Source organism: Streptomyces flaveolus, assembly GCF_000716535.1.
In the GTDB taxonomy this organism is placed as follows: Bacteria; Actinomycetota; Actinomycetes; order Streptomycetales; family Streptomycetaceae; genus Streptomyces; species Streptomyces flaveolus_A.
Genome location: NZ_JNWV01000033.1, coordinates 32,044 through 58,350 on the forward strand (window position 1 = coordinate 32,044; position 26,307 = coordinate 58,350).

Genomic DNA, 26,307 nt, shown 5'->3' on the forward strand with positions numbered 1-26,307 from the left:
GAACTCCTCAGAACTGGAGGGACTTGGTCTGCAGGTACTCGGCGAGTCCGTGCGCGCCGAGTTCCCGGCCGACGCCGGACTGCTTGTAACCGCCGAAGGGCGCGAGGGGGTTGAACCGGCCGCCGTTGATGTCGACCTGGCCGGTGTCCATGCGGCGCGCGAAGGCCACCGCCTCGGCCTCCTCGGCGGCCCAGACGGCGCCCGCGAGGCCGTACACCGTGCCGTTGGCGATGCGCAGGGCGTCGTCCTCGTCGTCGTACCGCAGGATCGACAGGACCGGGCCGAAGATCTCCTCCTGGGCGATCGTCATGTCGGGGGTGACGTCCGCGAAGACCGTCGGGCTGACGAAGTAGCCGCGCTCGCGCGGGGATTCGGGGCCGCCCGCGACGAGGCGGGCGCCCTCGGCGACGCCCTTCTCGATGTAACCGCGCACCCGGTCCCGCTGCTTGGCGTTGACCAGCGGTCCGATGCGGTCGCCGTACTTGGCGGCGGCGGTCGCGGCGAGTTCGACGGCCTCGGCGTAGCGGTCGCGGTGGACCAGCATGCGGGTCCAGGCGCTGCACGTCTGGCCGGAGTTGGACATCACGTTGGCGACACCGACGTTGACGGCCCTGGCGAGGTCGGCGCTCGGCAGGATGACGTTGGCGGACTTGCCGCCGAGTTCCAGGGCGGCCTTCTTCACGGCCGCGCCGGCCACCGCGCCGATCCGCCGGCCGACCGCCGTGGAGCCGGTGAAGGAGACCAGGTCGACGCCCGGGTGCTCGGCGAGCGCCTGCCCGGCGACCGGGCCGAGGCCGGTGACCAGGTTGAACACGCCCGCGGGCACGCCCGCCTCGTGCACCGCCTCGGCGAACAGCTGGGCGGTGAGCGGGGTGTCCTCGGCGGGCTTGAGGACGATCGCGCAGCCGGCGGCGAGGGCCGGGGCGACCTTGGCGACGATCTGGTGCAGGGGGTAGTTCCAGGGGGTGATGGCGCCGACCACGCCGATCGGCTCGTGCAGGACCGTGGAGTTGCCGACCTTCTCCTCGAAGGAGTGGCCGGCGGCCAGCTCGGCGTAGGAACCCGCGACCGCGATCGGCACGGCCGCGTGCACGGCCTGGGAGAACGGCAGGGGCGAGCCGAGTTCCGCGGTGACCGTCTCGGCGATCTCGTCCTTGCGGGCCACGAGGACGTCCCGGAGGGCGGCGAGGTGCGCGGCGCGTTCGGCCGGGGGCGTGGCGGCCCAGGCGGGGAGCGCGGCCCGTGCGGCGCGTACGGCGGTGTCGACGTCCAGGGCCGACGCGGCCGGGACCCGGGCGATGACCTGCTCGTCGGCGGGGTTGACGACCTCGGTCTCGTCCCTGCTCTCGGCGGGGCGCCAGGCGCCGTAGATGTACAGGCCGTCGTGTGCCTTCATTGCTGTGTCCTCCCGGCGGGTCCGCGTCGTCCGGCACACAAACTAGCGATGATAGTTTTCTTGCGCCAGACGTTCCCGGGCCGCGGACGTTCCGGGACATCATCGCGAAGGGACCGGCCGGTGCGGGCGCGGGCGTCCGCACCGGCCGGTCCACCGGTCACCTGGTCGCGGTCAGATGGGCGAAGACCACCACGTTGCTGGTGTAGCCGGTCCGCCGGCTGAACAGGCCGCCGCAGGTGAGCACCCGCAGCTCCGGGCGCCCGGTCGGGCCGTAGACCTCGTCGTCGGGGAAGCCGGTCTTGTCGTAGACCTTCACGCGGTCCACGGAGTAGACGGCGGTACGGCCGTCCGCCCGCGCGACCTCGATGGGCTTGCCGGGCTTGACCTGGGCGAGCCCGGCGAACACGGCGGGTCCGGTCCGGGTGTCGCGGTGGCCGACGGCGACGGCGGTGCCGGCCTCGCCGGGCGTGGGGCCGCCCTGGTACCAGCCGACCAACTGGGGCCGGTCGACGGGCGGTGTCTCCAGTTCCCGGTTCCGGTCGAGGCGGAGCGGGGTGATCGGGGCGTCGACGCCCAGGGAGGGGACGCGGAAGGACGTCGGCCGGGACCGGGGCAGCGGGCGGGGCGGCGGCCCCGGAGGGGCGGAGGGCGACTCGGCGCTCCCGGAGTCCGCGCCGGCCGCCACGGCGTGCGGGCCCGGCCCCGCCGCTCCCCCGCCCGCCCCGCAGCGCGACCCCACCGTCACCAGGACGAACACCAGCAGGGCCGTCCTGGCGAGACGGTAGGCGCGGGTGCGGTACCAGGGCCTGCGTCGGTACCTACGCGGCGCCATGGGGCCGCCGGCGGACCAGCCGGATGTACACGACACCACAGACGGCGATCAGACCCACGGCACCCGCGGCGACCACCGGGGAGTAGGCGGCGGCCGTGTCGATGAGACCGCCGCCGCCCGCGTGCACCCCGCCCTTGGGGCCGTTCTGGTCGCCCTTGCCCCAGGACGCGTCGTTGTTGTTGTGGCCGTCGGAGTTGTCGTGCTGACCGTCGGAGATCTGCCCGCCCGGGCCGTGCTCCCCCTCGTGGCGCCCGTCCTTGCAGTTGACCCGGAAGACCTTCTCCTTCAGGGCGGCGGGGGTACCCACGATCCAGCTGATCTTGTACTGACCGTCCGCGAGGCCCAGCGGGTCGGTGTGCCCGGCACCCCCGGCGAGCTGGATGGTGCCGGCGACGGTGGCGGCAGTGGGCAGCGGGGGCTGCGGGGTGATGGTGTAGGCGATGCTGGTGAGCGTGTCGAAGTTGACGGCCTCCAGATAGAACCGGCACACCACGGGATCGTCCTTGGCCGACCCCACGAGCGGCGTGCCGTGCAGGTGACGCTCGTCGTGGATCCTGATGTCGCCGTTCTCCCCCTGGGCCACCGCGCTCGGCGCCGCCACCCATGACGCGCCCGCCGCGGCGAGGGCGGTGAGGACGACTGTGGCGCCCGCGCGGGGGCCGACGGCACGTGGGGTCATGGTGGGCATGCGCGATCCTCCGAGTTCAGACGATTTTCATACAAATCGCTCTTTCGCCTGGACTCTCCTTCATGGGCCGCGCGGCCCACGGCACTGACGCCCGACGCGCCGTCAGAGATCGCTCGTGCGGCGCAATCCCGGGCGCCTCGGCCGCTTCCCGGTCACCCGCCCGGACGACACCTCCGGCCGGCCCGGCGAGCGCAGCGCCACCCCCGACGACACCAGCAGCAGCGCCCCCAGCATCACGAACGGAGCAGCCACACCCGCCAGACCGGCGACCAGGCCCGCGGCGGCCGGGGCGGCGACCTGGCCCAGCCGGTTGCCGGTCAGCCGCAGGGCGAGCGCGGTGGAGCGGGCCTCGGCCGGCGCGGCCTGCACCACCGTCGTCATCGACAGCGGCTGGCCCACGCCCAGGCAGAAGCCGAGGACCGTGAGCATCGCGCCGAGCGCCCACACCGGCACCGGCAGCGCCACCCCCGCGCACAGCAGGGCGGCCAGCAGGCAGGTCACGGTGAGCAGCGCGGGCCGGCCGAGCAGCCGCAGCAGCGGGGTGAGGACGAGCCGGCAGGCGATGGTGGCGCCGGCCCGGAGACCGAGCAGGACGCCGATCACCGAGGGGGCGATGCCCCGGTGTTCGCCGACCACCGGCAGGTAGGCGGTGAGGATGTCGGTCGCGGACAGCACCGACAGGCTGATGAGCATGCCCGCGGGCACGCCCCGGGCGCGCAGGATGCCGCCGACCGGCACCCGTCCGCCGCCGCGGGCAGCCGAGTTGACGGCCGTACGGTCCTCGATGCGCCACAGCGAGGTGCACGCGACCGCCGCGCCCGCGCCCGCCACCACGAGGGCGAGCGCGCTGCTGCGGGCCATGTCGGGGCCGCCGATGAGGGCGCCCGCGGCGACGGGACCGATGAGCTGGCCGAGGGAGGCGCCGATGGTGAAGTGCCCGAAGTTGCGGTCCTGTTCGTGCGGTGCGGACTGGCGGGCCACCAGCGACTGGGCGCCGATCACGAAGCAGAGGTGGCCGAGTCCCATCACCCCGCTCCACAGGGCCATCGCCCACAGCGAGCCGGCGAGCCCGCTGAGCGCGCAGCCCGCGGCGATGAGGACGACACCGGCCGGCAGCAGGGGCGCGCAGCGGCCGTGGTCGGTGCGGCGGCCGAGCGGTACGGCGGCGAACAGCGGCAGCAGCGCGTAGACACCGGCGATGACACCGACCGCCCGTTCGTCGGCGCCCAGCGCGAGGGCCCGGTAGGAGACGGCGGGCCGGGCCATCGACACCGCCCCCTGCGCGCAGCCGAAGGCGATGACGAGGCGGAGCAGCCAGCCGCGGTTCCCACCGGGCCCCATGTGTCCTCCTGGAGAGATCAGATGATGCCGAACAGGACGCCCGCGCCCAGGACCACGAGCGAGGTGAGCGCGGCCCACTTGACCACGAACCGGGTGTGGTCGCCGAACTCCACCTTGGCCATGCCGACCAGGACGTACACGGCCGGCACGAGCGGGCTGGACATGTGCAGGGGCTGGCCGATGATCGAGGCGCGGGCGATCTCCACCGCGGAGACGCCGTGCGCCTGGCCCGCCTCGGCGAGCACCGGCAGGACACCGAAGTAGAAGCCGTCGTTGGACATGAAGTAGGTGAGCGGGATGCTCAGCACGCCGGTGACGAGGGCCATGTGCGGGCCCATGCCGTCGGGGATGTTGTCCACCAGCCACGTGGCCATGTGGTCGACCATGCCGGTGCCCTGCAGCACGCCGGTGAAGACGGCGGCGGCGAAGACCATGCCGGAGACGTTGAGGACGTTCTCGGCGTGGGCGGCGATCCGGGCCTTCTGGTCCGGCATGTGCGGGAAGTTGACGGTCAGGGCGAGGGCGGCGCCGAGCAGGAACAGCACCGGGATCGGCAGCCACTCCATGATCATGGCGGTGAGCAGGACGACCGTGAGCAGCGCGTTGAACCAGTACAGCTTGGGGCGCAGGGTGGGGCGGTGGGGGTCCAGGCCCTGGAAGCTCTCGTCCTCGGGCTCGTCGGGCAGGTCCACGCCCGGGCCGGAACCGCCGGCGTGCTTCACGTCCTTGCCGGCACCGGCGCCGACGAGCACCGTCTCGGTCTCCTCCACCAGCACCTCGTCCAGCGTGAGCACGCCGAGCCGCTTGCGCTCGCGGCGGCCGAGGACGTAGGCGAGGGCGAAGACGAACAGCAGGCCCATGGCGAGGGCCGGGATCATCGGCACGAAGATGTCGCTGGCGTCGAGCTTCAGCGCGGTGGCGGCGCGGGCGGTGGGGCCGCCCCACGGCAGCGTGTTCATCACGCCGTTGGCCATGGCGGCGACGCCGGTCATCACGACCATGGACATCTTCAGGCGCTTGTACAGCGGGTACATCGCCGAGACGGTGATCATGAAGGTGGTGGAGCCGTCGCCGTCCAGGGAGACGATCGCGGCGAGGACCGCGGTGCCGACCACGATCCGCAGCGGGTCGGCCTTGCAGAACTTGAGAATGCCCCGCACGACCGGGTCGAAGAGGCCGACGTCGATCATCACACCGAAGTAGACGATCGCGAACATGAGCATCGCCGCGGTGGGGGCGAGGCCGGTGACGCCGTCGATGACGTAGTCGCCGAGCTTGGCGCCCTTGCCCACGAACACGCAGAAGAGCGCGGGTATGAGCACGAGCGCCGCGATCGGCGACATCTTCTTCAGCATGATCAGGACCAGGAAGGTCGCGATCATGGCGAAGCCGAGGATGGTCAGCATGAGTGGATACCTAACGTTCGCCCTTGAACATCCCACCTGGGGGTCGGCGGTGCGATGACGTTAGGTCCGTTCAAACGGCGTTAACAAGACGTTGACGTGCGAGCAATAAGCGCGAAAGTCCAGGTCACGGCAGTGCTACGACCGCTGTGAGCTCGACGGGTACGCCGTTGAGGACCGCGTTGCCCGACAGCGGGTCGAGCCGGCTGCCGTCGAGCAGCTGGTTGACGTTGACGCCGGGGTCGGTGGAGGCGTGGCTCAGCCGGGTGCCCGGCCGGTCGTGGCCCCAGCCGTGCGGCAGGCTCACCACGCCGGGCCGGACGCCGTCGGTGACCTCGGCGGGGACCGTCACCTCTCCCCCGGCGCCCTTGACGCGGACGTCCGCGCCGTCCCGGACACCGAGGCGGGCCGCGTCCTCGGGGTGGATGTGCACGGTGCAGCGGTTGCTGCCGCCGGTGAGCGCGGGCACGTTGTGCATCCAGCTGTTGTTGGAGCGCAGATGGCGGCGGCCGACGAGGACCAGGCCAACGGGCCGCTCGCGCAGGGCCGCGCGGAGCCGGGGGAGGTCGCCGGCGATGGGCTCGGGCAGCAGCTCGACCTTGCCGCTGCGGGTCTTCAGCGGCTGCGGCAGGCGCGGGCGCAGCGGGCCGAGGTCGATGCCGTGTGGGTGGGCGAGCAGCTTCTCCAGGGTCAGCCCGTCGGGGCGGGCGCCGAAGCCGTCGCCGTACGGGCCGAGGCGCAGCATCATGTCGAGCCGTCGCTCGGGGCCGTTGTCGCCGGTCAGCCGGGCGGCGAGGTCGTGCGGGTCGCGGCCGTGCACCGGCCCGTGCGCGTCCTGGACGGCCTTGCCGAGGGTCTGGTCGACGACCATCGCGTCGACGGCACCGGGGTCGGCGCCGTGCATCCCCGTGGCGGCCAGGATCAGCCGGGCGAGGATCTCGGTCTCCGCCATGCGGCCGGGCTCCAGCGGGACGGCGGGGCGGGTGTAGCGGACCTGGTTGCGCACGGCCAGGGCGTTGAAGGCGAAGTCGTGGTGCGGGCTCTGGGAGGGCGGGGGCGGGGGCAGGACGACGTGGGCGTGGCGCGAGGTCTCGTTGAGGTACGGATCGACGCTGACCATGAAGTCCAGGGAGTCCAGGGCCTTGTCGAGCCGGTCGCCGTCGGGTGCGGAGAGCACGGGGTTGGCGGCGACGGCGATCAGCGCGCGGACCGGCGTCCCCTCGTCGGTCGCGGTGTCGATCTCCTCGGCGAGCGCGGAGAGCGGCAACTCTCCCTTCGCCTCCGGGTGTCCGCTCACCCGGGAGTGCCAGCGGCCGAGCGCGAAGCCACGGCCGGGGCCCGCCGGGCGGGGCGTCCTGTCGGTGGCGGCCTGCGGGAAGAGCGCGCCGCCGGGCCGGTCCAGGTTGCCGGTGAGGATGTTCAGGACGTCGACCAGCCAGCTGGCCAGGGTGCCGTGCGGGACGGTGCAGCTGCCGATGCGGGCGTAGACGGCGGCGGCCGGGGCGGCGGCCAGCTCGCGGGCGAGGGTCCGGATGACACCGGCGTCCAGATCGCAGGCGGGCGACACGGCTTCGGGGCTGAAGTCGGCGATGGCGTCCCGGAGTTCCTCCAGGCCCTGGACGTGCGGGGCGAGGTGCTGGAGGTCGGTCAGGTCCTCCGCGAAGAGGGTGTGGGCCAGTGCGGCGAGCAGCAGGGCGTCGGTGCCGGGGCGTATCGCGAGGTGGCGGTCGGCGAGCCTCGCGGTGCGGGTGCGGCGCGGGTCCACGACGGTGAGCCGGCCGCCGCGCGCCTTGAGGGCCTTGAGCCTGCCGGGGAAGTCGGGGGCGGTGCACAGACTGCCGTTGGACTCCAGGGGGTTGGCGCCGATGAGCAGCAGGTGGTCGGTGTGGTCGAGGTCCGGCACGGGGATGGCGCCCGCGTCGCCGAACAGCAGTCCGCTGGAGACGTGCTTGGGCATCTGGTCGACCGTGGAGGCGGTGAAGAGGCTGCGGGTGCGCAGGGCGCCGAGCAGGACCGGGGGGTAGAGGGCGCCCGCCATGGTGTGCACGTTGGGGTTGCCGAGGACCACGCCCACGGCGTCGGGGCCGTCACGCTCCACGACCGGGCGCAGGCCCGCGGCGACCGCGTCGAAGGCCTCCTCCCAGGTGGCCTCGCGCAGGCTGCCGTTCTCCCGGACGAGCGGGGCGCGCAGCCGGTCGGGGTCGCCGTCGACGGCGCCGAAGGCGGCGCCCTTGGGGCAGATGAACCCCTTGCTGAAGACGTCGTCCCGGTCACCGCGGGCTCCGGTGACGCGAGTGCCCTCGATGGTGAGGGTCAGCCCGCAGGTGGCCTCGCACAGGGGGCAGATTCGCAGGGCGGTGCGGGACACGGGTCCTCCCGGAGGGGTCGGCGGCGGAGTCGCCCGCGCACGAGCGGGCGGACCGGCTGGGGCGAGCATACCGACCGGTAGGCATGGAGGGGAGGCCCTGCGGGTTGTCGGTGACACTTCGACCGTCTCGGGGGGCCGTAGGGTGACGGCTCGGTCGGTCCACGCCGGCCTTGGGGCGATGCTTCGGTCGGCCCACGCCGGCCCTGGGGCGACACTCCGGACTGCCCACGCGGACCTCCGGGATGACACCCCGGCCGGCCCACGACAGCCCTCGGGTGCCACCCGCGCACGGCTCGCGCCGACCCTGGGGTGACCCCTTGGCCGGCCCGCGCCACCACGCCGGACGCCACTCCGCCGACCCGCCGGCCTTGGGGCGACACTGCGGTCCACCCACCGGCCCTGGGGCGACACTCCGGACCACCCGCGCGCGGACCTCCGGGATGACACCCCGGGCCGACCCACGGCAACCCTCGGGTGACACCCCGCGCACGGCCCGCGCCGCCCCTCGAGCGACCCCTCGGACGGCCTGCGCCACCACGCCGGACGCCACTCCGCCGACCCGCCGGCCCTGGGGCGACACTGCGATCCGCCCACACCGACCCCGGGGCGACACTCCAGACCACCCACGCCGACCTCCGGGATGACACCCCGGGCCGACCCACGACAGCCCTCGGATGACAACCCACGCGGCCCGCGCCCGACCCTGGAGCGACCCCTCGGCCGGCCCCGCGCCACCACGCCGGATACCACTCCGCCGACCCGCCGGCCCTGGGGCGACACTGCGGTCGGGCCGCGCCGACTCCGGGGCGACGGTCCAGACCGCCCGCGCCAGCCGTAGGACGACACCCTGGTCGGCCCACGACAGCCGTCGGGAGACAGCCGGCCAGCCCACGACAGCCCTCGGGCGACACCCCGCGCCGGCCCCCCGGGCGACGGTCCAGACCGCCCGCGCCAGCCGTAGGTTGACACCCCGGTCGGCCCACGACAACCACCGGGTGCCCCCCGGTCGGCCCGTGTCTCAGTCCAGTACGCGGCCCAGGTACGCCCGGAGCAGTTCCCGGGTCTCCGTGATGATCGCCTCGTCGCCCTGCGGGTCGACCCGGAAGGCCAGTTGGACGAGGGTGTCCGCGCTCTCCACCGCGACCAGGAACACCCGGCGCAGGTCCGCGTCCGGGGTGCGGCCGAGGTAGCCGGCGAGCAGTTCGGTGAGCCGGTCGGAGACCCTGGTGTTGGGCTCGCCGTGGCGGGAGCCGACCGGGATCTGGTTGCCGAAGTCCACCAGGGAGAAGCCGGGCGCCGTGCGCTTCATGCCCAGGTACTCGTCCAGGACGGCGTCCATGGCGGCCCGCCAGTCCCCCTTGCCGGCCTTCTTCAGCCGCTCGGTGACACGCTCGACGTACCGCCCCAGGTTGCGCTGGGCGAGGGCGTCGGCCATCTGCCGCTTGTTGCCGAAGAAGCGGTAGACGGAGCCGATGGGCACGCCGGCGCGCTGGGCGACCGCGCGCGTGCTCAGGGCGTCGTAGCCGACCTCGTCGAGGAGTTCGGCGCAGGCGTCCAGGATCCTGGTCAGCCGTTCGGCGCTGCGCCGCTGGACGGGCGCGCGGCGGAGCGATGTCGCGTGGGGCACGGGCTTCATGATGCCTTTCCGCCGGGGTCCGGTGAACCTCCCCCCACAGTACGAAGACAGGTGGCCCTTGCACTCATTCCCGGCCGCCGATGGCGCGGGAGACCCCTGCCCTCAACCGCCGGTGGCGGGCGACCGCGTTCCGGCCGGTGCTTCCCCCGTGCCCGTCTCCGCGTCGGACACCGTGATGTCGGCGGTGCTCTGGACCGGCTTGCCGCGGACGGCCCACACCGTGCCGTCGTCGGCGTACAGACGGGCGGTGACCTGGTGGGTGCCGTGCGGGACGAGACCGGGGGCCAGGTGGTACGTGGGTGTGCGCAGCCGGGCGACCCGGTGACCGTCGACGAACAGGTGGGCGAGCCCTCGGCCGATGGCCGCCGCCGGCCGGGTACCGGGCGCGGAGAGCCGGAAGTGGCGGAGGGTCAGCCGGACGTCCCAGCCGCCGGCCGAGTCCGGGGTGACCTCGACGGCGACCTCGGGGGCGTTCCGCTGGGGCACCTCGCGCAGGTTCCGGCCGGTCTCGTCGGTGCCGTCCAGGACCTTCCCCACGGGCGACGGCGAGACGGTCGTCCCCCCGTGCGCCTCACCGCTGGTGCAGGCCGCCGCTCCGAGCGGCAGCAGGACGCACGCCGCGAGCGCGGCAAGGGGCCCACGCGTCCACTTCGTCCACGACATGACCGGGAGCGTAGAGCAGCACCGCGGCGCTCCGGATCCCCCTGAAGTCTGGTTCCGGCCCTACCCCGGAGGGAGGACCACGATCCCTCTTGCGCGGCCCCCCACTCATTCCTACGGTGATGCATAGGAATCGGGAGCGCAAGGAGCGATCATGAGCGGGGACACACGGAAGACCGCCGAGGGGCTGTCGTATCTGACCGGGTTCGGCAACGAACACGCCTCGGAGGCGGTCCCGGGCGCCCTGCCCGAGGGCCGCAACTCGCCCCAGCGCGCGCCGCTGGGCCTGTACGCCGAGCAGCTGAGCGGTACCGCGTTCACCGAGCCGCGGGCGCACAACCGGCGCTCCTGGCTCTACCGCATCCGCCCCTCGGCCGCCCATCCGGCGTTCACCCGCACCGGCAACGGCGCGATCCGCACGGCCCCGTTCACCGAGACGGTGCCCGACCCCAACCGGCTGCGCTGGAACCCGTTGCCGGAGCCGCCGGCCGGCACCGACTTCCTCGCGGGCCTGTGGACGCTGGGCGGCAACGGCGACGCGACCCAGCGCACCGGCATGGCGGTGCACCTGTACCACGCCAACGCCTCGATGGAGCGGGTCTTCTCCGACGCCGACGGCGAGCTGCTGATCGTGCCCGAGCACGGCGGGCTGCTGCTGCACACCGAGTTCGGCCGGTTGCATGTGGAGCCGGGCCATGTGGCGCTGATCCCCCGTGGGGTGCGCTTCCGTGTGGAGTTGCTCGATGAGTCGGCCCGAGGCTATGTGTGCGAGAACTATGGGGCGCCCTTCCGGCTGCCCGACCTCGGCCCGATCGGCGCCAACGGACTGGCCAATCCCCGCGACTTCCGGGCGCCGGTGGCGGCGTACGAGGACGTCGAGGGGCCGGTGGAGGTGGTGAACAAGTTCTGCGGCAACCTCTGGACGGCGACCTACGACCACAGCCCTCTGGATGTGGTCGCCTGGCACGGCAACCATGTGCCGTACGTCTACGAGCTGCGCCGGTTCAATGTGATCGGCACCATCTCCTACGACCACCCGGACCCCTCCGTCTTCACGGTCCTCACCTCCCCGTCGGACACCCCGGGCCTGGCCGGCGTGGACTTCGTCGTCTTCGCGCCGCGCTGGCTGGTGGGCGAGGACACCTTCCGGCCGCCGTACTTCCACCGGAACGTGATGAGCGAGTACATGGGCCTGATCGAGGGCGCCTACGACGCCAAGGCGGAGGGCTTCGTGCCCGGCGGCGGCTCGCTGCACAACATGATGTCGGCACACGGCCCGGACCGGGAGACGTTCGACCGGGCGAGCGCGGCCGAACTGAAGCCGCAGAAGCTCGACGACGGGCTGGCGTTCATGTTCGAGACCCGCTGGCCGGTGACCCTCACCCCGCAGGCGGCGGGCGCCGACCACCTCCAGCAGCGCTACGACGACGTGTGGCAGGGACTGGAGCGGCACTTCAGGGGCTGACAGCCGCCGTTGCGCCGAACGTTCTCCGCCAGGTACGGATAGCCGCGTGACCTCCTTCGCCCCGGATTCGATCGTCCTGAACCGCAAGCTGCCGCTGTGGTACCAGGTGTCGCAGTCGCTGCGCGCCTCGATACTGGGCCGCTCCCCCGAGGACCCGCTGCGCCTGCCCACCGAGGAGCGGCTGGCGGAGCACTACGGGGTGAGCGTGCTGACCATGCGGCAGGCACTCAAGGAGCTGGAGGACGAGGGCCTGATCAGCCGGCACCGGCGGCGCGGCACGTTCATCGAGCCGGGGGTGCGGCGCGGGGCCCCGGTCCGGCTGCTGGGCTCGGTGGACGCGATCGTGGCCCAGCAGTCCGGGATGACGACCGAGCTGCTCGGCCACGGTCGCGTGCCGGTGCCGGCCGGGCTCGCCGAGTACTTCCCGGATCTTCCGGAGGTGGCGGCGTACCACCGGCTGCGCAGCGACGAGAAGACCGGCGAGCCGACGAACCACGCCGTCAACCACATCCGCCCCGAACTGGCCGAGGGCATCGACCCGGAGGACCTGGTCCGCTGGCCGATGACCAAGGTGCTGCGGGACGTGGTGAAGGCGGACATCAGCAGGATCACGGACACCGTGGAGGCCCGGCTCGCCGACCCGGAGACGGCCCGGCTGCTCGAAGTGCCGCTGCTCAGCCCGATCCTGCACTACACCGGGGTGACCTACGACAGCGACGGCCGGGTGCTGGACGTGGCGGTCATCCACTACCGGGGCGACCGCTTCTCCTTCACCGTCACGCTCGACGCGTGAGCGCTCGGCCAGGTCCGGCCGCGATGCGAGGTGCCACGACGGGCCGCTGGGCGACTGCGGGTCCGCCGTGGCCGGTCACGCGGTTCCTCGCGCCCCTTCGGGGGCGCCACCCGCTGTCGTAGCATGCCCTGCGTGACGCACGACGACGCTCCGCTGCTGGCGGACCTCATGCCGTGGTCCGTCGCACCGCTGCGACCGGGCCGCGCCTGGCCGACGGCACCGGACCCGGCCTCGCTGAGGGCCCGCTGGGACGCGCTGCTGAAGGCCGAAGGCCCGGACCGGGAGGCCCTGTTCGAGCCCACCCGCGCCCGCACGCTCCAGTCGGCGGTGGGCCAGTTGCCCGGTTCGCCCGCCGGCACCGAGCGGCTCGTGCGCGCCGAGGGACCCTGCCCGGAGCCGGTGCGGGTGCTGGCCGCCCCCTTCGACGAGCAGTGGCTGATCCCCGACCACCGGCTGCTCGACACGGCCCGCCCGGAGCTGTGGCGGGTGGCGGACGCGCAGCAGGTGTTCACGGTCGAGACGGGTGACGCCGGCGCCCCGCTGCTGGCGACCGCGCTGCTGCCCACCCTGCGCCCGGGCCGCGTCCGCCCGCTCTACCGTCGCCCCGGCGGCACGGAACCGAACCTCGCCCCCGGCCTGCTGGACCATCTGGCGGCCCGGCTGGGTACGCGGCCCTCGGCGCCGGACGTGCTGGCCTGGATCCTGATGACGGCCGGCCCCGGCCTCACCGTCCCGCTCACCGACGACCCCGGGCTGTGGGCGTCCGGCGTGGACGCGGGCCGCCGGGCGCTGTGGCTGATGTGCCGGGACGGCGAGCGCCCCAAGCTGCCGGGCGGGCGGCGCCCGTACGTCCGCGCGCCCCTGCCGAGTCGTCCGCTCACCCTCCACTACGACCGCGACGAGGAGACCCTGCACCTGGACGAGGGCCGTATCTCGCCCGTCCCGCCCGAGGCCTGGGACCACGAGGTGGCCGGAGTCCGGGTCCTGGAGAGCTGGTTCGCGGTGCGCACGGCGCCGGCGGAGCCGGGAACGCTCGCCGCGATCCGTCCGGCGACGTGGCGGCAGAACTGGACGTCGGAGCTGCTGGAGCTGATCACGGTCCTTGCCCTGCTGGCGGAACTGCGGCCGTTGCGCGACGAGTTGAAGGTGACGTCACCGGTCACGGCGGCAGAGCTGCGGGAGGCGGGCGTCCTGCCGGTGCCGGAGTCCTCCCGCCGCCCCGCCTCGGTCCTCGACCATCACGAGGAGGGCCCGGACGGGCAGGTCCCGTTGCTCTAGCCGCCGTCCGTCCGTACGTCCGGATCGACGACCGGCGCCTCCCGCCACACCCTGGGTCCACCCTGCGGCCGGCCGCTCGCGCCCCGCACCCCGCCGCGCCCCGGCTAGCGCGGCGTGAACGCGTCCAGGACCCGCTCCACCATCCGCTCGAACACCGCTTCCAGATCGATCGGCCCCGCGTCCTCCATGAACGCCGCCGCCATGCGCGGATAGGCGCCGGAGGCGATCTGACGGCCGAGGTAGGCGATGCGGACCGCGTTCTCCTCGTCCTCCGACCACGGCAGGGCCCGCACCCGCTCGGCGGTGTCGAGTTCGTTGCGGACGTAGGTCGTGACCATGCCGTTCAGCATCGCGATGAACTCCAGCTTGGTGCCGTACGCCGCCTCCAGCGGGTCCAGGCAGGCCAGGCAGTGCTCCAGATAGCGCAGGGCGTGCGGGCTGAAGCCGTAGACCGGGGACATCAGGCGCGGCAGCCACGGGTGCCGGCGCATCAGCTCACGGGTCTGGTGGGCCACCCGGCGCATGTCACCGCGCCAGTCGCCGCTCGGCTCCCACAGCTCGTGCTCCGCGCCCACCGCGTCCACCATCAGCTCGTACAGGTCCTCCTTGCGGGGGACGTAGTTGTACAGCGACATGGTGCCGCAGCCCAGTTCGGCCGCGACGTGGCGCATCGACACCGCGTCGAGCCCTCGCGCGTCGGCGATCCGGACGGCGGCGGCGGCGATGTCGTCGCGCGTGTACGCCGGTTTCGGGCCTCGGCCGGTGCGCTCGGGGCGCGCCCAGATCACTTCGGGGACGGCCCCTCGGACTGCCATCGCTCATCACCTCGCCCACCATCCTAGTTACGTACAGCGTACGTAGTGCGGTATGGTCATGGCATGACTACTACGTACGCTGTACTTAGTGAAGGTCTGGAGAAGCGCTTCGGCGCTGTGCGGGCCGTGCGCGGGCTCGATCTGGCCGTGGCCGAGGGCACGGTCTGCGGACTGCTGGGGCCGAACGGGGCGGGGAAGACGACGGCGGTGCGGCTGCTGACGACACTGCTGCGCCCGGAGGGGGGCTCGGCGCGCGTCGCCGGGCACGACCTCGTGCGGGAGGCGGCGGCCGTGCGGCGCCGGATCGCGGTCACCGGGCAGTACGCCTCGGTCGACGGGGACCTCACCGGCCGGGAGAACCTGCGGCTGTTCGCCCGGCTGCACCGGGTGCGCGGGCCGGCCGCCCGCGCCGACGAGCTGCTGGAGCGCTTCGGACTGACCGAGGCGGCGGACCGCAAGGCGGCGACGTACTCGGGCGGCATGCGACGCCGGCTGGACCTCACCGCGAGCCTGCTGCGCCGTCCCGACGTGCTCTTCCTGGACGAGCCGACCACCGGACTCGACCCGGCCAGCCGCGCCCGCATCTGGCAGGCGGTGCGCGAGCTGAAGGCGGACGGCACGACCGTGCTGCTGACCACCCAGTACCTGGAGGAGGCCGACCAGCTCGCCGACGACATCGCCCTGGTGGACCGGGGCAGGGTCGCGCACACCGGCTCGCCCGCCACGCTCAAGGCGCTCATCGGCTCGCACGTGGAGGCGGTGGTCGCGGACGCCGACGCGCTGACCCGGGCGGCGGCCGTGCTCGACCGGCTGACCGGCAGGGAGCCCGTGTTCGACCGTGAGCGCGGCGCGGTCGCCGCGGTCACCACCGATCCGACGCTGACCCTGCCCCGCCTGGTCCGCGAACTCGACGCGGCCGGTGTGCCGCTGCTGGACGCCGGCATCCGGCCGCCCACCCTCGACGACGTCTTCCTGCGGCTCACCGGTGAGTCCGCCGACAGTGAGGAGCGTGCCGCGTGAGCGCGTTGGCGTACGACGGACTGGCGATGACGGGCCGGCAGTTGCGCCGGGTCCGCAACAGCCCGGGCCTGGCGGTCCTGACCCAGTTGATGCCGGTCAACATGCTGCTGTTCTTCGGCTACGTGTTCGGCAGCGCCCTGGCGGTGCCCGGCCGCGAGTACCGGTCCTTCCTGGTGCCCGGACTGCTCGTGGCGACGGCCGCCGGCGGGCTGATGACCGGCATGTTCCAGGCCGCCCAGGACACCCACCGCGGGGTGATGGACCGGTTCCGCACGATGCCGGTGAGCCGGGCCGCCGTACCGCTCGGACAAGCCGTGGCGGACCTCCTCGTCACGACCGTCGGGACGGTGCCGCTGCTGCTCACCGGGCTCGCCGTGGGCTGGCGGATCGAGGGGTCCGCGGCCGGGGCGGCCGGTGCCGTGGGGCTGCTGCTGCTCTTCCGCTTCGCCTGCACCTGCGCCGGGATCCTGCTGGGCCTGCTGTCCCGCAGCGAGGAAGCCGCCGGGCAGCTCGGCGCCGCGTCCTTCGTGCTGCCGCTGCTGTCGAACGCGTACATCCCGACCGGCAACCTGCCCGGCTGGCTGCGCACGCTCGCCGAGTGGAACCCGATCAGCGCGGTGACCACCGCCCTGCGGGACCTCTTCGGCAACGCGCCCGTCCCGGAGGGCGCCGCCTGGCCGGTGGCCCACCCGGTCGCCGGGTCGCTGGCCTGGAGCCTCGCCTTGACCGCGGTGTTCCTGCCGCTCGCCGTGCGCAGGTACGCACGGCCCGAGTGAGCCCGCACTGCTGACAAGGCCGCCGGTCAGGGGAGATCATCCACCCCATGGATCATCTCCCGCTGCCCCTGGACGGCATCACCGTCGTCGCCGTCGAACAGGCCGTGTCCGCGCCCTTCGCGACCCGGCAGCTCGCCGACCTGGGGGCCAGGGTCGTCAAGGTGGAGCGGGTCGACGGCGGCGACTTCGCGCGCGGCTACGACACGGCGGCCCGCGGTCTCGCCTCGCACTTCGTGTGGTGCAACCGCGGCAAGGAGTCCATCGCGCTGGACCTCAAGGACCCGCGCGGCCTGGACGTCGTACGACGGCTGGTCGCGGACGCGGACGTGTTCGTGCAGAACCTTGCGCACGGCGCGGCGGCCCGGCTCGGCCTGGACGCGGCCACGCTGTGCGCCGCGCACCCCCGGCTGGTCGCCGTGGACGTCTCGGGCTACGGCGGCTCGGGGCCGTACTCGGACAAGCGGGCCTACGACATGCTCGTGCAGTGCGAGGCGGGGCTGGTGTCGGTGACCGGGACGCCCGAGCAGCCGGTGAAGGCGGGCATCCCGGCCGCGGACATCGCCGCGGCCATGTACGCGTTCTCCGGTGTGCTGGCCGCGCTCGTACGGCGCGGGACGACCGGTCGCGGCGGGCCGGTGGAGGTGTCCATGCTGGAGGCGCTCGCCGAGTGGATGGGCCATCCGCTGCACCACGCGCTGCACGGCGGGGAGCCGCCGGCCCGCACCGGGCTGGCGCACGCCGTGATCGCGCCGTACGACGCCTATCCGACGGCGGACGGCGGACGGGTGCTGCTGTCGGTGCAGAACGACCGGGAGTGGCGACGGCTCGCCGAGCAGGTCATAGGGCGCCCGGAACTGGCCACCGATCCGGTGTACGCGACCAATGCCGCGCGGGTGGCGCACCGGGAGCGGACCGACGCGCTGGTCGCGGGGGCGCTGGCGGTGCTGGACGCCGAGGAGGCGCTGGCCCGGCTGGAGAAGGCGGGCATCGCCTGTGCCCGGTTGCGCGACGTGCGCGAGCTGGCGGAGCATCCGCAGCTCGCGGCCCGGGAGCGGTGGCGTCAGGTGGGTTCGCCGGCCGGGCCGCTGCAGGCACTGCTGCCCCCCATCACGCTGCCGGGCGGGGACGAGGCACGGATGGGTGACGTGCCCGCACTCGGACAGCACACCGGAGCGCTGCTGCGTGCCGTGGGGATGACGGACGACGAGATCGCAGCGCTGCGCCGGGACGGTGTGGTGGCCTGAGCGCGGGCACCCCTGCTCGGGTCAGGGGCCCTGCGGTGCGGTCAGTGACCGCCGAACAGCGAACGGCGCAGCCGGCGCAGCGGCGCGAAGAGGGAGACGCGGCCGATCCGTGTGCCCCGGTCACTGCGCTGGTGCACGGAGTCACGTGCCGTCAGCTCACGCATCAGCGACGTCGCCTCGACCGTCTCCCGCTGCGGTATGGCGGGACCCGCCAGCACCGACAGATGGCGGTCGAGCCGCGAACTGGTCGCGCTGCTCCCGCAGGTGATCGCAGGGACCCTGGCCCTGCTGCGCACTGTTATCTGCTCCATGTCACTCCCCACCCGTACGAGTCCACCCGGCCCGGGCAGGGTAACCCTATCGCCCCAGTGGGGCACGCGTGTATCTCGGCCACAGGATTCACCTTCCCCGTAAGGTGGTTGATCACCCACCGTTGACTACTCTCCGAATCCGACCGATTTCAGGGTGAGTTGGACAATGGGCTGACCGGTGGGCCGCACTGATCCGCCGTCAGGCTCGACGGTTACGGCGAGTGATGTCGAGGAGGCGTCGAGACCCTTGGCGACCAAGGGCGTGTCGCCCGCGAGGAGCCCCAGGGAGCGCGGCTGCACCCGGGGGCGCATGAGCCAGAGCTGGTGCACGCGTCCGCCGGACGGGGTGCCGTACCCGCTGAGGGTGACGACGGCTTCCCGCTCGGAGGCGGAAGCGATTACTCCGATACTGCGGCCGCGCGCGTCCTCGCTGCTCACCGCGCGGGCGTCCGGTGCGGCCAGAACGTGGGCGATCTCACGTGCCCGGACCCGCTCGGCGGCGAGCCGGTCCTCGGTGCGGTGCGCCTGGACCGCGAAGAGGGAGGCGACGACGAGCGCCGCGGCGGCCGTGACCGTGGCGAACGGGACGAAGAGCGGCCGCGTCCGGGGCGTACGGGTGCGGCCCGGCGGGGGCTGGGTGCCCCAGACGTGCGGCGGCAGCTTGGGCGCGCGCTCCCGGGCCGACGCCCGGTCCCGCGCTCCCGCGCGGCTGCGCGCCGGCTCCTGCGGGGTGCTGCGGACGGCGGTCAGGACTCGCTCGCGCAGGGCGGGGGGCGCCGGGGCCGCCGCGGACCAGGCGAGGCGGACCGCGTCCTCGGCCAGCTCCCGCACCTCGGCGGCGCAGCGGTCGCAGCCCGCCAGGTGCTTCTCGAAGCGGCGCCGCTCGCCCGGTTCCAGCGCGTCGAGCGCGTAGGGCGCGGCGAGGGAGTGGGGGTCCTCGCGGCGCACCAGCTTGCCGAGGATGCTCATGCGGCGCCTCCCAGGCACTGGCGCAGCCGGGTGAGTCCGTCGCGCATCCGCGTCTTGACGGTGCCGAGCGGCAGCGAGAGCCGCTCGGCCACCTCACGGTAGGTGTACCCGTCGTAGTAGGCCAGGGTCACCGACTGGCGTTGCAGAGCCGTCAGCCGGTTCAGGCAGCGGCGCACCCACTCGCGTTCCAGGCCGGCCTCGACCTCCTCGGCGACCTGGTCGAACGCGACCTCCCCGGCGCGCAAGGCCTCGCGCTGCTCGCGTTCGCCGGCCGCGCGGGCGCTGCGCACCCGGTCGACCGCGCGGCGGTGGGCGAGGGTGAGGATCCAGGACAGGGCGCTGCCCCGGCCGGGGTCGAACCGGGCGGCGGAGCGCCACAGTTCGAGCAGCACCTCCTGGGCGACCTCCTCGGACTGGGCGGGGTCGCGCACCACTCGTCGCACCAGCCCGTACACCGGCCCGGACACCAGTCCGTACAACTCCTCGAACGCCCTTTGATCGCCGCCGGCCACGAGCACCAGCAGCTCGTCCGCCTGCACACGGGCCCCCTCTCCGTGGCCGCAGCCGGCTCTTCCTCGCGCACCGCGCATCCGCACCGTGACACACCTCCCCGAGGGGGTACGGATCAGCGGGCCGAAAACGCGGGTCCGGGAACGGTGAAAAGTTTTTCCCGTCCGACCAATCCGATCGGCGTCCCCGCTCCGTATACCCGTCCGTCAAAGGCAAGTCGGCACTGAGGACGGACGGCATGACACCTCTCTTCTCCAGGGGCGCCCTCGCCAGGAGGGCGTATTCCGGGCGCGGCACCGGACGCACGGGCCTGGTCACGCTCATCTGCGGGGCGCTGGCCGCCGGGGGGCTCACGGCCGCCGGCGTCGCCACGCTGGTACCCGGGACGGCCTCCGCCTCCTCCCACCGGGAGGCCCCGCTGATCTCGGGCACGCCGCAGTACGACAACACCGACCTGTACGCGTTCGTCAGCCCGGACAAGCCCGACACGACGACGATCGTGGCGAACTGGATACCGTTCGAGGAGCCGGCCGGCGGACCGAACTTCTACACCTTCGCCGACGACGCCCAGTACGACCTGCACATCGACAACAACGGTGACGCGCAGGGCGAGTTGGTGTTCCGCTACACCTTCAAGACCCGCACGAAGAACGGCAACACGTTCCTGTACAACACCGGTCCGGTCACCGGCCTGGACGACCCCGACCTCAACGTCACCCAGTCGTACGACATCGATCTGATCAAGCTCCGCGACGGGCACGAGATGTCGAAGACCAAGCTGGCCGACGACGTGCCGGTGGCACCGTCGAACGTCGGCAAGGCGTCCATGCCGGACTACGGCAAGCTGCGCGCGCAGGCGGTGTACAAGACGGCGGGCGGCGCCGCGACCTTCGCCGGGCAGGCGGACGACCCGTTCTTCGCGGACCTGCGCGTCTTCGACCTGCTGTACGGCGGGAACCTCACCGAGGTCGGCCGGGACACCCTCAAGGGCTACAACGTCAACACCATCGCCCTCCAGGTGCCGAACGAGCTGATCCGCGAGTCCGCCCACCAGCCGGTCGTCGGGATCTGGTCGACCACCCAGCGCCGTAACGCGCAGGGCTACTACAGCCAGGTCTCGCGCCTCGGCAATCCCCTGGTCAACGAGGTCGTCAACCCGCAGAAGGACAAGGACAGGTTCAACGCCTCGCAGCCCGCGTACGACGCGCAGTTCCTGAAGAACGTCACCAACCCGGAGCTGCCGAAGCTCATCGAGTCGATCTACAAGATCAAGGCACCCGCCGAGCCGCGCAACGACCTGGTCGACGTGTTCCTCAAGGGCGTCAAGGGCCTCAACCAGCCGCCGAACGTGCGGGCTTCGGAGGAGCTGCGGCTGAACACCTCCGTCAAGCCGAGCATGCACCCGAAGCGGCTAGGCGTGCTGGATGGCGACAACGCGGGCTTCCCGAACGGCCGTCGGCTCACCGACGACGTGATCGACGCGTCCCTCCAGGTGGTCGAGGGCGAACTGGTCGGCTCCAAGAACGACTTGGGTGACGCGGTCGACAAGAACGACAAGAAGTTCGAGAACTACTTCCCGTACGTCGCCCAGCCCACGTCCGGTTCGCGCGGCTCGCTCGCCAAGGGCACGACGGCGGGGACGGACGTGCGCAGCCAGCTCGGGGACGCCCTCCAGCCGGCCGGGACTTCCGGCGGCTCCGGCAACACCGTGCTGATCGCCGCGTCGGCGGCCTCCGGTGCGGCCGGGATCCTGCTCATCGGCGCCGCCCTCGCCTGGTGGCGCCGGCGCCTGCAGCGCCCGTACTGACCCCGCACCCACCGAGACCGGCGCGGCCCGTTTTCCTCTCCCCCACGGCGGGCCGCGCCTCCCACACGACCGACGGAGGAGAAGGCATGGGCCCGCGCGGGCAGGACGACGAGCAGGACGGGCAGAGGGTGACGGAGCCGGAGGACGGGCGGAGCGTGGTCGGTGACGAGGCGGACCGGCGCGGGACGGGCGCGGCCGAGGGCGAGCCGCCGGAACCGTCCGTGCCGACGCCCTCGCCTCCCACACCGACGCCGTCACCTTCCGGAAGGACGCCCGCGCCGTCCGGGACGGCGCCCGAACCTTCCGGGGCGGCCTCCTCGTGCGGCGACGAGCGGGTCGCCGCCGTGCGGCGGGTCGGTGCTCTCGGGCGGCTGTGGCGCGGGCGGGCACAACTCGCGTTCACCTCGGCCCTGTTGGCGGTCGCACTGACCGGCGGCGCGATCGCGCTCGGTGCGGACCGGGTGCCGGCGTCCGCGCCGGTCTCCGTCGGCGCCGTCGACCCCGGTGTCCTCGACGGCGGCGATCTGGACGCGAGCGTCGCCGCGCTCCAGACGCATCTGCGGGCCCAGCCGAAGGACGCCGGCGGCTGGGCCACCCTCGGTCTGGCCTACGTCGAGCAGGCGCGGACCAAGGGCGACCCGTCCCGGTACCCGCGGGCGGAACAGGCGCTGCGGCGGTCCCTGTCTCTGGTGCCGGACGGCGACCAGGCCCTGGCCGGCCGCGCCGCCCTCGCCGCCGCCCGGCACGACTTCAAGGACGCCCTGACCTTCGCGGACGCGGCCCTGCGCCGAAACCCGTACAGCGAGCGCGCGCTGTCCTCCCGGATCGACGCCCTGGTCGAACTCGGCCGGTACGCCGACGCGGCCGAGGCGGCCAGGACGGCCGACGCGCGCAAGCCGGGCGTACCGGTCTTCACCCGGTACGCGTACGTGCACGAGCTGCGCGGGGACGTCACCACGGCACGCCGGGTCCTGACGCAGGCGCTGTCCGCCGCCGGTTCGCCGGGCGACACGGCGTACGTGGCCGCACAGCTCGGCCAACTCGCCTGGAACCAGGGGGACTACACGGCGGCGCTCAGCTTCTACGCACGTGCCCTGGCCGCCGACGACGGCTACCTGCCGGCGCTGGAGGGCCGGGCCCGCGCGCGGGCGGCGAGCGGTGACCGTGCCGGGGCGATCACGGACATGGAGACGGTGGTCGCCCGCTCCCCGCTGCCCGGCCCGCTGGTCGAGCTCGGCGAGCTGTACGAGGCGCGGGGCGGGGCCGGCGACCGGGCGCGGGCCCGGCGCCAGTACGCGCTGGTCGACGCCTGGACGGCGCTGGCCCGCGCCAACGGCGTCAACGCCGACCTGGACACCGCGCTGGCCGCCGCCGACCACGGTGACAAGCGGGCCGCCCTGCGCGCGGCCCGCGCCGAATGGGCCCGCCGGCACACCGTGCACACCGCCGACGCCCTCGCCTGGGCGCTGCACGTGGGCGGCCGCGACGCCGAGGCCCTGCCCTACGCCCGCCGGGCCACCGCCACCGGCTACCGCAGCGCCGCCTTCCGCTACCACCGGGGCGTGATCGAGCTGGCCACCGGCCATCGGGCGGCCGGCCGCGCCTCGCTCGCCTCGGCCCTGGAGCTGAACCCCGGCTTCTCCCCGCTGGGCGCGGCGCGGGCCCGCGAGGCGCTGGAGGGAGCCGAGTGACACCGCGTCCACGCCCGGTGGAACCGCGTCCGCGCCGGGTGACCCCGCGTCTGCTGTGCGTCCTGGTCGCCGTGTGCGCCCTGGCGCTCCTCCCGGCCGGCACCGCGAACGCGCACCCCCTCGGCAACTTCACCGTCAACCGCTACGACGGCCTGGTCGCCGCTCCCGGACAGCTCCGCGTCGACCACGTGGAGGACCTCGCCGAGATCCCGGCGACCCAGGCCAGGGCCGACATCGACCGGCTGGGGCTGAGCGCGTGGGCCCGGCAGCGGTGCGCACGGGCCGCCGCCGACAGCGGCCTGAGGGTCGACGGGCGTACGACCGCCCTGACGGCCGCCCGTGGCAGCGCGCGCACGCGTCCCGGCCAGGCCGGCCTCGACACCCTGCGCCTGGAGTGCCGGCTGACCGCCCCGCTGCCCCGCGCGAGCACCGTCAGCCTCGACTTCCGGGGCGCGGGCGCCGACGGCGGGCCCGGCTGGCGGGAGATCACGGCGCGGGGCGACCGCATGACACTCACCGCGACCGACGTGCCGAAGGAGTCGGTGTCCCGGGAGCTGACCGTGTACCCGCGGGACTTGCTGTCCTCCCCCGCCGACACCGGGACGGCCTCGCTGCGGGTGCGGCCCGGTGGCCCGGCGCTCGCGGCGGACGCGGAGCGGCAGGCGGCCCCGGGTGCCGGTGTGCTCCCCCGGGGTGCCGACCGCTGGACCCGGGCCCTGGACGACCTCGTGGCCCGGCACGACCTCACCGTCGGCTTCGCCGGTCTGGCCCTGCTCGTCGCCGTCGCCCTGGGCGCGCTGCACGCGCTCGCGCCGGGCCACGGCAAGACCCTGATGGCCGCGACGGCGGCGGCGCGCGGGGGCCGGGCCCGGCCGCGGGACGTGCTGCCGATGGCCGCCTCGGTCACCGTGACCCACACCCTCGGCGTGGTCGCCCTGGGCCTCCTGGTCACGGCCGGATCCGCCGCCGCGCCGGCGGTGATCTCCTGGCTGGGCGTCGCCGGGGGCGCCCTGGTGCTGACGGCGGGCGTCACACTCGTCCGCCGTGCCTGGCGCGACCGGGTGCGGGCGACCGTGGTGGCCCACGACGGCGCGGAGCGGAGGGAGTTGATGACTGTGGGCGCCGGACACAGGGCCGCCCACCACCATCACCACCACGACGGTGTGGAACACACCCATGGAGACCACGCACACCCCCACGACCACGACCACGGTGGTCACAGCCATGGTGGCCACACGCACACCCACGGCGGCCACACCCACACCCACCCCACCGCGCCCACACTCCGCGGCACGATCCTGCTCGGGTTCGCCGGTGGGCTGGTGCCCAGCCCGTCCGCCGTGGTCGTGCTGGTCGGCGCCACCGCGCTCGGCAAGGCCTGGTTCGGACTGCTGCTCGTCGTGGCGTACGGGGCCGGTCTCGCGCTGACGCTCACCGCCGCCGGGTTCGCCGTCGTACGGCTGGGTGCGGGGGCGGTACGGGTTCTCCAGCGGCGCCCGCGCTGGAGCGCCCATCCGGTGGCCGTCCTGGCGCGCCGGACCCTGCCGCTCGGTTCGGCCCTGGTCGTGCTCGCGCTGGGCATGGGACTGGTGCTCAGGGGGGCCGCATCCGTGCTGGGCTGAGCTACCTTTGGGAAGGATTCGCACGAGATGCCTTGGGGGGCGCCCGTGTCCGAGGAGCCGGGCCCGGAACGTGTGATCGCGGGCCGCTACCGTCTGCTGTCCCCGCTGGGCGAGGGCGGCATGGGGACCGTGTGGCGCGCCCGGGACGAGGTGCTGCACCGCGAGGTGGCCGTCAAGGAGGTGCGGGCGCCGGCCGGGCTGCCCGGCGACGAGGTCGAGCGGTTGTACGCGCGCCTGGAGCGCGAGGCCTGGGCGGCGGCCCGGGTCGCGAACCGCAACGTGGTCACGGTGTACGACGTGGCGCTGGAGGGCGGCCGGCCGTGGATCGTGATGGAGCTGGTGCGCGGGCTGTCCCTCGCCGACCAGTTGGAGGCGGAGGGTCCGCTGCCACCGCCAAGGGCCGCGCACATCGGTGCCGAGGTGCTGTCCGCGCTGCGCGCCGCGCACGCCGCCGGGGTGCTGCACCGGGACGTGAAGCCGGCCAACGTGCTGCTGGCCAACGACGGCCGGGTGGTGCTCACCGACTTCGGGATCGCCACGGTGGAAGGCAGTTCGGCGCTGACGATGACCGGCGAGGTGATCGGTTCGCCCGAGTTCCTGGCGCCGGAGCGGGCGTTGGGGCGGACTCCGGGTCCCGCGTCGGACCTGTGGTCGCTGGGGGTGCTGCTGTACGCGGCCGTCGAGGGCGTCTCCCCGTTCCGGCAGGACACCCCGCTCAGCACGCTGCGGGCCGTGGTGGACGAGGAGTTGCCGCCGCCGCGGTGGGCCGGGCCGCTCGCGCCCGTCATCGAGGGGCTGCTGCGCAAGGACCCGGCCGAGCGGCTGCCGGCCGGACAGGCGGAGCGGGAGCTGCGGCTGGTCGCGGCGGGCGGGTCGGTGCCGGCGGACACCGCGCCCGGTGTGTCGCCGTACCCGCCGGCGGCCGTGGCCCCGCCCCCGGAGCCGTCGCGGACCGCGCCGCTGCCGCTGCCGCTGCCCACCGGTTACCCGGACCCGGGCACCACGGCCGCCGGGCCGGACCGGCGGCCGGAGCGCGACCGCCGGGCCGCCGTCGTGCTGGTGGCAGGTGTGCTCGCGGTCGTCCTGGCGCTGGCGGGGCTGACCTACGCGCTGCTGCATCGCGACGGCGGGGGCGGACACGGGACCGAGGGCGCGCACACCGGCCGGACGAGCGGCCCGGCGCACTCCCCCACGCCGAGCGGCAGCACGGACGCGGGCACCCCGACCCCCTCTCCCTCACGGAGCAGCGCGTCGGGGAGCGGACGGCCGGCGCAGTCGGTGCGGGTGACCCTGACCGGGGCGCACACGGAGTACTCCGGGACCTGTCCGCCGCCCGCCGCGCAGGCGCCCGCGTTCACGGCGGAGTTCACGGTGGGCCGGTTGCCCGCGCGAGTGGAGTACCGGTGGGTGTCGGCGCACGGGTCGGTGGCGGACCCCGGGTGGAAGACGCTGTCGTTCCCGGCGGGCGGTGCGCGCACGCGGGAGCAGCGGGTGACGGTGACGACGTACGCCGAGGGCGGGACGATCGAGAACGAGATCGGCGTCGAGGTGCGCGGTCCGGTGCGGACGACGTCGAACTCGGTGCCGTTCTCGGTGACCTGTACGACGGCGGCGGAGACCCCGTCGTCCGGGACCTCCGCCTCCGCCTCGCCGTCGGGCTCACCCTGAGAACGGCACCCTGA

22 protein-coding genes are annotated in these 26,307 nt (G+C 73.9%); 10 read left to right on the forward strand and 12 right to left on the reverse strand.

Annotation, left to right across the window (positions count from 1 at the left end):
- Positions 1–7: 7 nt before the first annotated feature.
- From OO52_RS32120 to OO52_RS32155, 8 genes are all read right to left on the reverse strand, one after another.
- A complete protein-coding gene (locus OO52_RS32120; protein WP_030650038.1) occupies positions 8–1,396 on the reverse strand; it encodes an aldehyde dehydrogenase family protein in 1,389 nt (462 codons plus the stop codon).
- A 157-nt stretch (positions 1,397–1,553) separates the two neighbouring features.
- A complete protein-coding gene (locus tag OO52_RS32125; protein WP_030650041.1) occupies positions 1,554–2,228 on the reverse strand; it encodes a class F sortase in 675 nt (224 codons plus the stop codon).
- Positions 2,215–2,916: a hypothetical protein gene (locus OO52_RS32130; RefSeq protein WP_030650043.1), complete on the reverse strand. Its 702-nt coding sequence runs from the start codon at positions 2,914–2,916 to the stop codon at positions 2,215–2,217. Before OO52_RS32130 ends, OO52_RS32125 begins: the two co-directional genes overlap by 14 nt.
- 102 nt (positions 2,917–3,018) lie before the next feature.
- Positions 3,019–4,257, reverse strand: a complete 1,239-nt coding sequence (locus OO52_RS32135; RefSeq protein WP_030650046.1) for an MFS transporter — start codon at positions 4,255–4,257, stop codon at positions 3,019–3,021.
- 17 nt (positions 4,258–4,274) lie between these two features.
- On the reverse strand, positions 4,275–5,663 hold the full coding sequence (locus OO52_RS32140) for a CitMHS family transporter (protein WP_030650049.1): 1,389 nt from the start codon (positions 5,661–5,663) through the stop codon (positions 4,275–4,277).
- Between the two features lie 124 nt (positions 5,664–5,787).
- Complete coding sequence (locus OO52_RS32145) at positions 5,788–8,028, reverse strand: molybdopterin oxidoreductase family protein (RefSeq protein ID WP_030650052.1); 2,241 nt, start codon at positions 8,026–8,028, stop codon at positions 5,788–5,790.
- Between the two features lie 1,018 nt (positions 8,029–9,046).
- Positions 9,047–9,664 carry a TetR/AcrR family transcriptional regulator gene (locus tag OO52_RS32150; protein ID WP_030650056.1) on the reverse strand — a complete coding sequence of 206 codons (618 nt, stop codon included), beginning with the start codon at positions 9,662–9,664 and terminating at the stop codon, positions 9,047–9,049.
- Between the two features lie 102 nt (positions 9,665–9,766).
- Entirely contained in the window at positions 9,767–10,327 is a 561-nt protein-coding gene (locus OO52_RS32155) for a hypothetical protein (RefSeq protein WP_030650058.1), read from the reverse strand.
- A gap of 151 nt (positions 10,328–10,478) precedes the next feature.
- On the opposite strand from OO52_RS32155, the gene hmgA reads away from it, so the two are divergent.
- The 3 genes from hmgA to OO52_RS32170 all read left to right on the forward strand — a co-directional run bounded on the left by hmgA (position 10,479) and on the right by OO52_RS32170 (position 13,860).
- Positions 10,479–11,789 (forward strand): homogentisate 1,2-dioxygenase, encoded by a 1,311-nt coding sequence (hmgA, locus tag OO52_RS32160; protein WP_030650074.1) that lies wholly within the window; start codon positions 10,479–10,481, stop codon positions 11,787–11,789.
- A gap of 46 nt (positions 11,790–11,835) precedes the next feature.
- Positions 11,836–12,582 (forward strand): GntR family transcriptional regulator, encoded by a 747-nt coding sequence (locus tag OO52_RS32165; protein ID WP_030650077.1) that lies wholly within the window; start codon positions 11,836–11,838, stop codon positions 12,580–12,582.
- Between the two features lie 123 nt (positions 12,583–12,705).
- The gene (locus OO52_RS32170; RefSeq protein ID WP_030650080.1) at positions 12,706–13,860 is read left to right on the forward strand and encodes a type ISP restriction/modification enzyme; all 1,155 of its coding nucleotides are present in this window, start codon (positions 12,706–12,708) and stop codon (positions 13,858–13,860) included.
- Between the two features lie 104 nt (positions 13,861–13,964).
- Here the strand turns inward: OO52_RS32170 and OO52_RS32175 are convergent, their stop codons facing one another.
- Positions 13,965–14,675 carry a TetR/AcrR family transcriptional regulator gene (locus tag OO52_RS32175; RefSeq protein WP_030650082.1) on the reverse strand — a complete coding sequence of 237 codons (711 nt, stop codon included), beginning with the start codon at positions 14,673–14,675 and terminating at the stop codon, positions 13,965–13,967.
- 63 nt (positions 14,676–14,738) lie between these two features.
- On the opposite strand from OO52_RS32175, the gene OO52_RS32180 reads away from it, so the two are divergent.
- Genes OO52_RS32180 through OO52_RS32190 form a run of 3 tightly spaced genes read left to right on the forward strand, consistent with a single transcriptional unit; the run spans position 14,739 to position 17,715 of the window.
- Positions 14,739–15,695, forward strand: a complete 957-nt coding sequence (locus OO52_RS32180) for an ATP-binding cassette domain-containing protein (protein ID WP_030650085.1) — start codon at positions 14,739–14,741, stop codon at positions 15,693–15,695.
- Complete coding sequence (locus OO52_RS32185; protein WP_030650088.1) at positions 15,692–16,471, forward strand: ABC transporter permease; 780 nt, start codon at positions 15,692–15,694, stop codon at positions 16,469–16,471. Before OO52_RS32180 ends, OO52_RS32185 begins: the two co-directional genes overlap by 4 nt.
- Positions 16,472–16,518: 47 nt before the next feature.
- Positions 16,519–17,715 (forward strand): CaiB/BaiF CoA transferase family protein, encoded by a 1,197-nt coding sequence (locus OO52_RS32190; protein WP_030650092.1) that lies wholly within the window; start codon positions 16,519–16,521, stop codon positions 17,713–17,715.
- 41 nt (positions 17,716–17,756) lie between these two features.
- Here the strand turns inward: OO52_RS32190 and OO52_RS32195 are convergent, their stop codons facing one another.
- From OO52_RS32195 to OO52_RS32205, 3 genes are all read right to left on the reverse strand, one after another.
- The gene (locus tag OO52_RS32195) at positions 17,757–18,026 is read right to left on the reverse strand and encodes a hypothetical protein (RefSeq protein ID WP_030650094.1); all 270 of its coding nucleotides are present in this window, start codon (positions 18,024–18,026) and stop codon (positions 17,757–17,759) included.
- A 126-nt stretch (positions 18,027–18,152) separates the two neighbouring features.
- Complete coding sequence (locus OO52_RS32200; RefSeq protein WP_030650097.1) at positions 18,153–18,995, reverse strand: anti-sigma factor; 843 nt, start codon at positions 18,993–18,995, stop codon at positions 18,153–18,155.
- Positions 18,992–19,534, reverse strand: coding sequence for a sigma-70 family RNA polymerase sigma factor (locus tag OO52_RS32205; protein WP_030650100.1), 543 nt, complete (start codon positions 19,532–19,534; stop codon positions 18,992–18,994). The genes OO52_RS32200 and OO52_RS32205 overlap by 4 nt, the downstream gene beginning before the upstream one ends.
- Positions 19,535–19,743: 209 nt before the next feature.
- On the opposite strand from OO52_RS32205, the gene OO52_RS32210 reads away from it, so the two are divergent.
- The 4 genes from OO52_RS32210 to OO52_RS32225 all read left to right on the forward strand — a co-directional run bounded on the left by OO52_RS32210 (position 19,744) and on the right by OO52_RS32225 (position 26,293).
- Positions 19,744–21,312 (forward strand): DUF4331 domain-containing protein, encoded by a 1,569-nt coding sequence (locus tag OO52_RS32210; protein WP_030650103.1) that lies wholly within the window; start codon positions 19,744–19,746, stop codon positions 21,310–21,312.
- An 86-nt stretch (positions 21,313–21,398) separates the two neighbouring features.
- The gene (locus OO52_RS32215) at positions 21,399–23,003 is read left to right on the forward strand and encodes a tetratricopeptide repeat protein (protein ID WP_234339799.1); all 1,605 of its coding nucleotides are present in this window, start codon (positions 21,399–21,401) and stop codon (positions 23,001–23,003) included.
- Positions 23,004–23,041: 38 nt separating this feature from the next.
- A complete protein-coding gene (locus tag OO52_RS32220; RefSeq protein WP_030650111.1) occupies positions 23,042–24,625 on the forward strand; it encodes a nickel transporter in 1,584 nt (527 codons plus the stop codon).
- Between the two features lie 27 nt (positions 24,626–24,652).
- Entirely contained in the window at positions 24,653–26,293 is a 1,641-nt protein-coding gene (locus tag OO52_RS32225) for a serine/threonine-protein kinase (protein ID WP_030650116.1), read from the forward strand.
- Positions 26,294–26,307: the final 14 nt, after the last annotated feature.

What these genes read in the sequence shown, in the direction of transcription:
- OO52_RS32120 (WP_030650038.1), bottom strand. Translation starts at nt 1,396, where the DNA reads ATGAAGGCACACGACGGCCTGTACATCTACGGCGCCTGGCGCCCCGCC.
- OO52_RS32125 (WP_030650041.1), bottom strand. Translation starts at nt 2,228, where the DNA reads ATGGCGCCGCGTAGGTACCGACGCAGGCCCTGGTACCGCACCCGCGCC.
- OO52_RS32130 (WP_030650043.1), bottom strand. Translation starts at nt 2,916, where the DNA reads ATGCCCACCATGACCCCACGTGCCGTCGGCCCCCGCGCGGGCGCCACA.
- OO52_RS32135 (WP_030650046.1), bottom strand. Translation starts at nt 4,257, where the DNA reads ATGGGGCCCGGTGGGAACCGCGGCTGGCTGCTCCGCCTCGTCATCGCC.
- OO52_RS32140 (WP_030650049.1), bottom strand. Translation starts at nt 5,663, where the DNA reads ATGCTGACCATCCTCGGCTTCGCCATGATCGCGACCTTCCTGGTCCTG.
- OO52_RS32150 (WP_030650056.1), bottom strand. Translation starts at nt 9,664, where the DNA reads ATGAAGCCCGTGCCCCACGCGACATCGCTCCGCCGCGCGCCCGTCCAG.
- OO52_RS32155 (WP_030650058.1), bottom strand. Translation starts at nt 10,327, where the DNA reads ATGTCGTGGACGAAGTGGACGCGTGGGCCCCTTGCCGCGCTCGCGGCG.
- hmgA (WP_030650074.1), top strand. Translation starts at nt 10,479, where the DNA reads ATGAGCGGGGACACACGGAAGACCGCCGAGGGGCTGTCGTATCTGACC.
- OO52_RS32170 (WP_030650080.1), top strand. Translation starts at nt 12,706, where the DNA reads ATGCCCTGCGTGACGCACGACGACGCTCCGCTGCTGGCGGACCTCATG.
- OO52_RS32175 (WP_030650082.1), bottom strand. Translation starts at nt 14,675, where the DNA reads ATGGCAGTCCGAGGGGCCGTCCCCGAAGTGATCTGGGCGCGCCCCGAG.
- OO52_RS32180 (WP_030650085.1), top strand. Translation starts at nt 14,739, where the DNA reads ATGACTACTACGTACGCTGTACTTAGTGAAGGTCTGGAGAAGCGCTTC.
- OO52_RS32190 (WP_030650092.1), top strand. Translation starts at nt 16,519, where the DNA reads ATGGATCATCTCCCGCTGCCCCTGGACGGCATCACCGTCGTCGCCGTC.
- OO52_RS32195 (WP_030650094.1), bottom strand. Translation starts at nt 18,026, where the DNA reads ATGGAGCAGATAACAGTGCGCAGCAGGGCCAGGGTCCCTGCGATCACC.
- OO52_RS32200 (WP_030650097.1), bottom strand. Translation starts at nt 18,995, where the DNA reads ATGAGCATCCTCGGCAAGCTGGTGCGCCGCGAGGACCCCCACTCCCTC.
- OO52_RS32210 (WP_030650103.1), top strand. Translation starts at nt 19,744, where the DNA reads ATGACACCTCTCTTCTCCAGGGGCGCCCTCGCCAGGAGGGCGTATTCC.
- OO52_RS32215 (WP_234339799.1), top strand. Translation starts at nt 21,399, where the DNA reads ATGGGCCCGCGCGGGCAGGACGACGAGCAGGACGGGCAGAGGGTGACG.
- OO52_RS32225 (WP_030650116.1), top strand. Translation starts at nt 24,653, where the DNA reads ATGCCTTGGGGGGCGCCCGTGTCCGAGGAGCCGGGCCCGGAACGTGTG.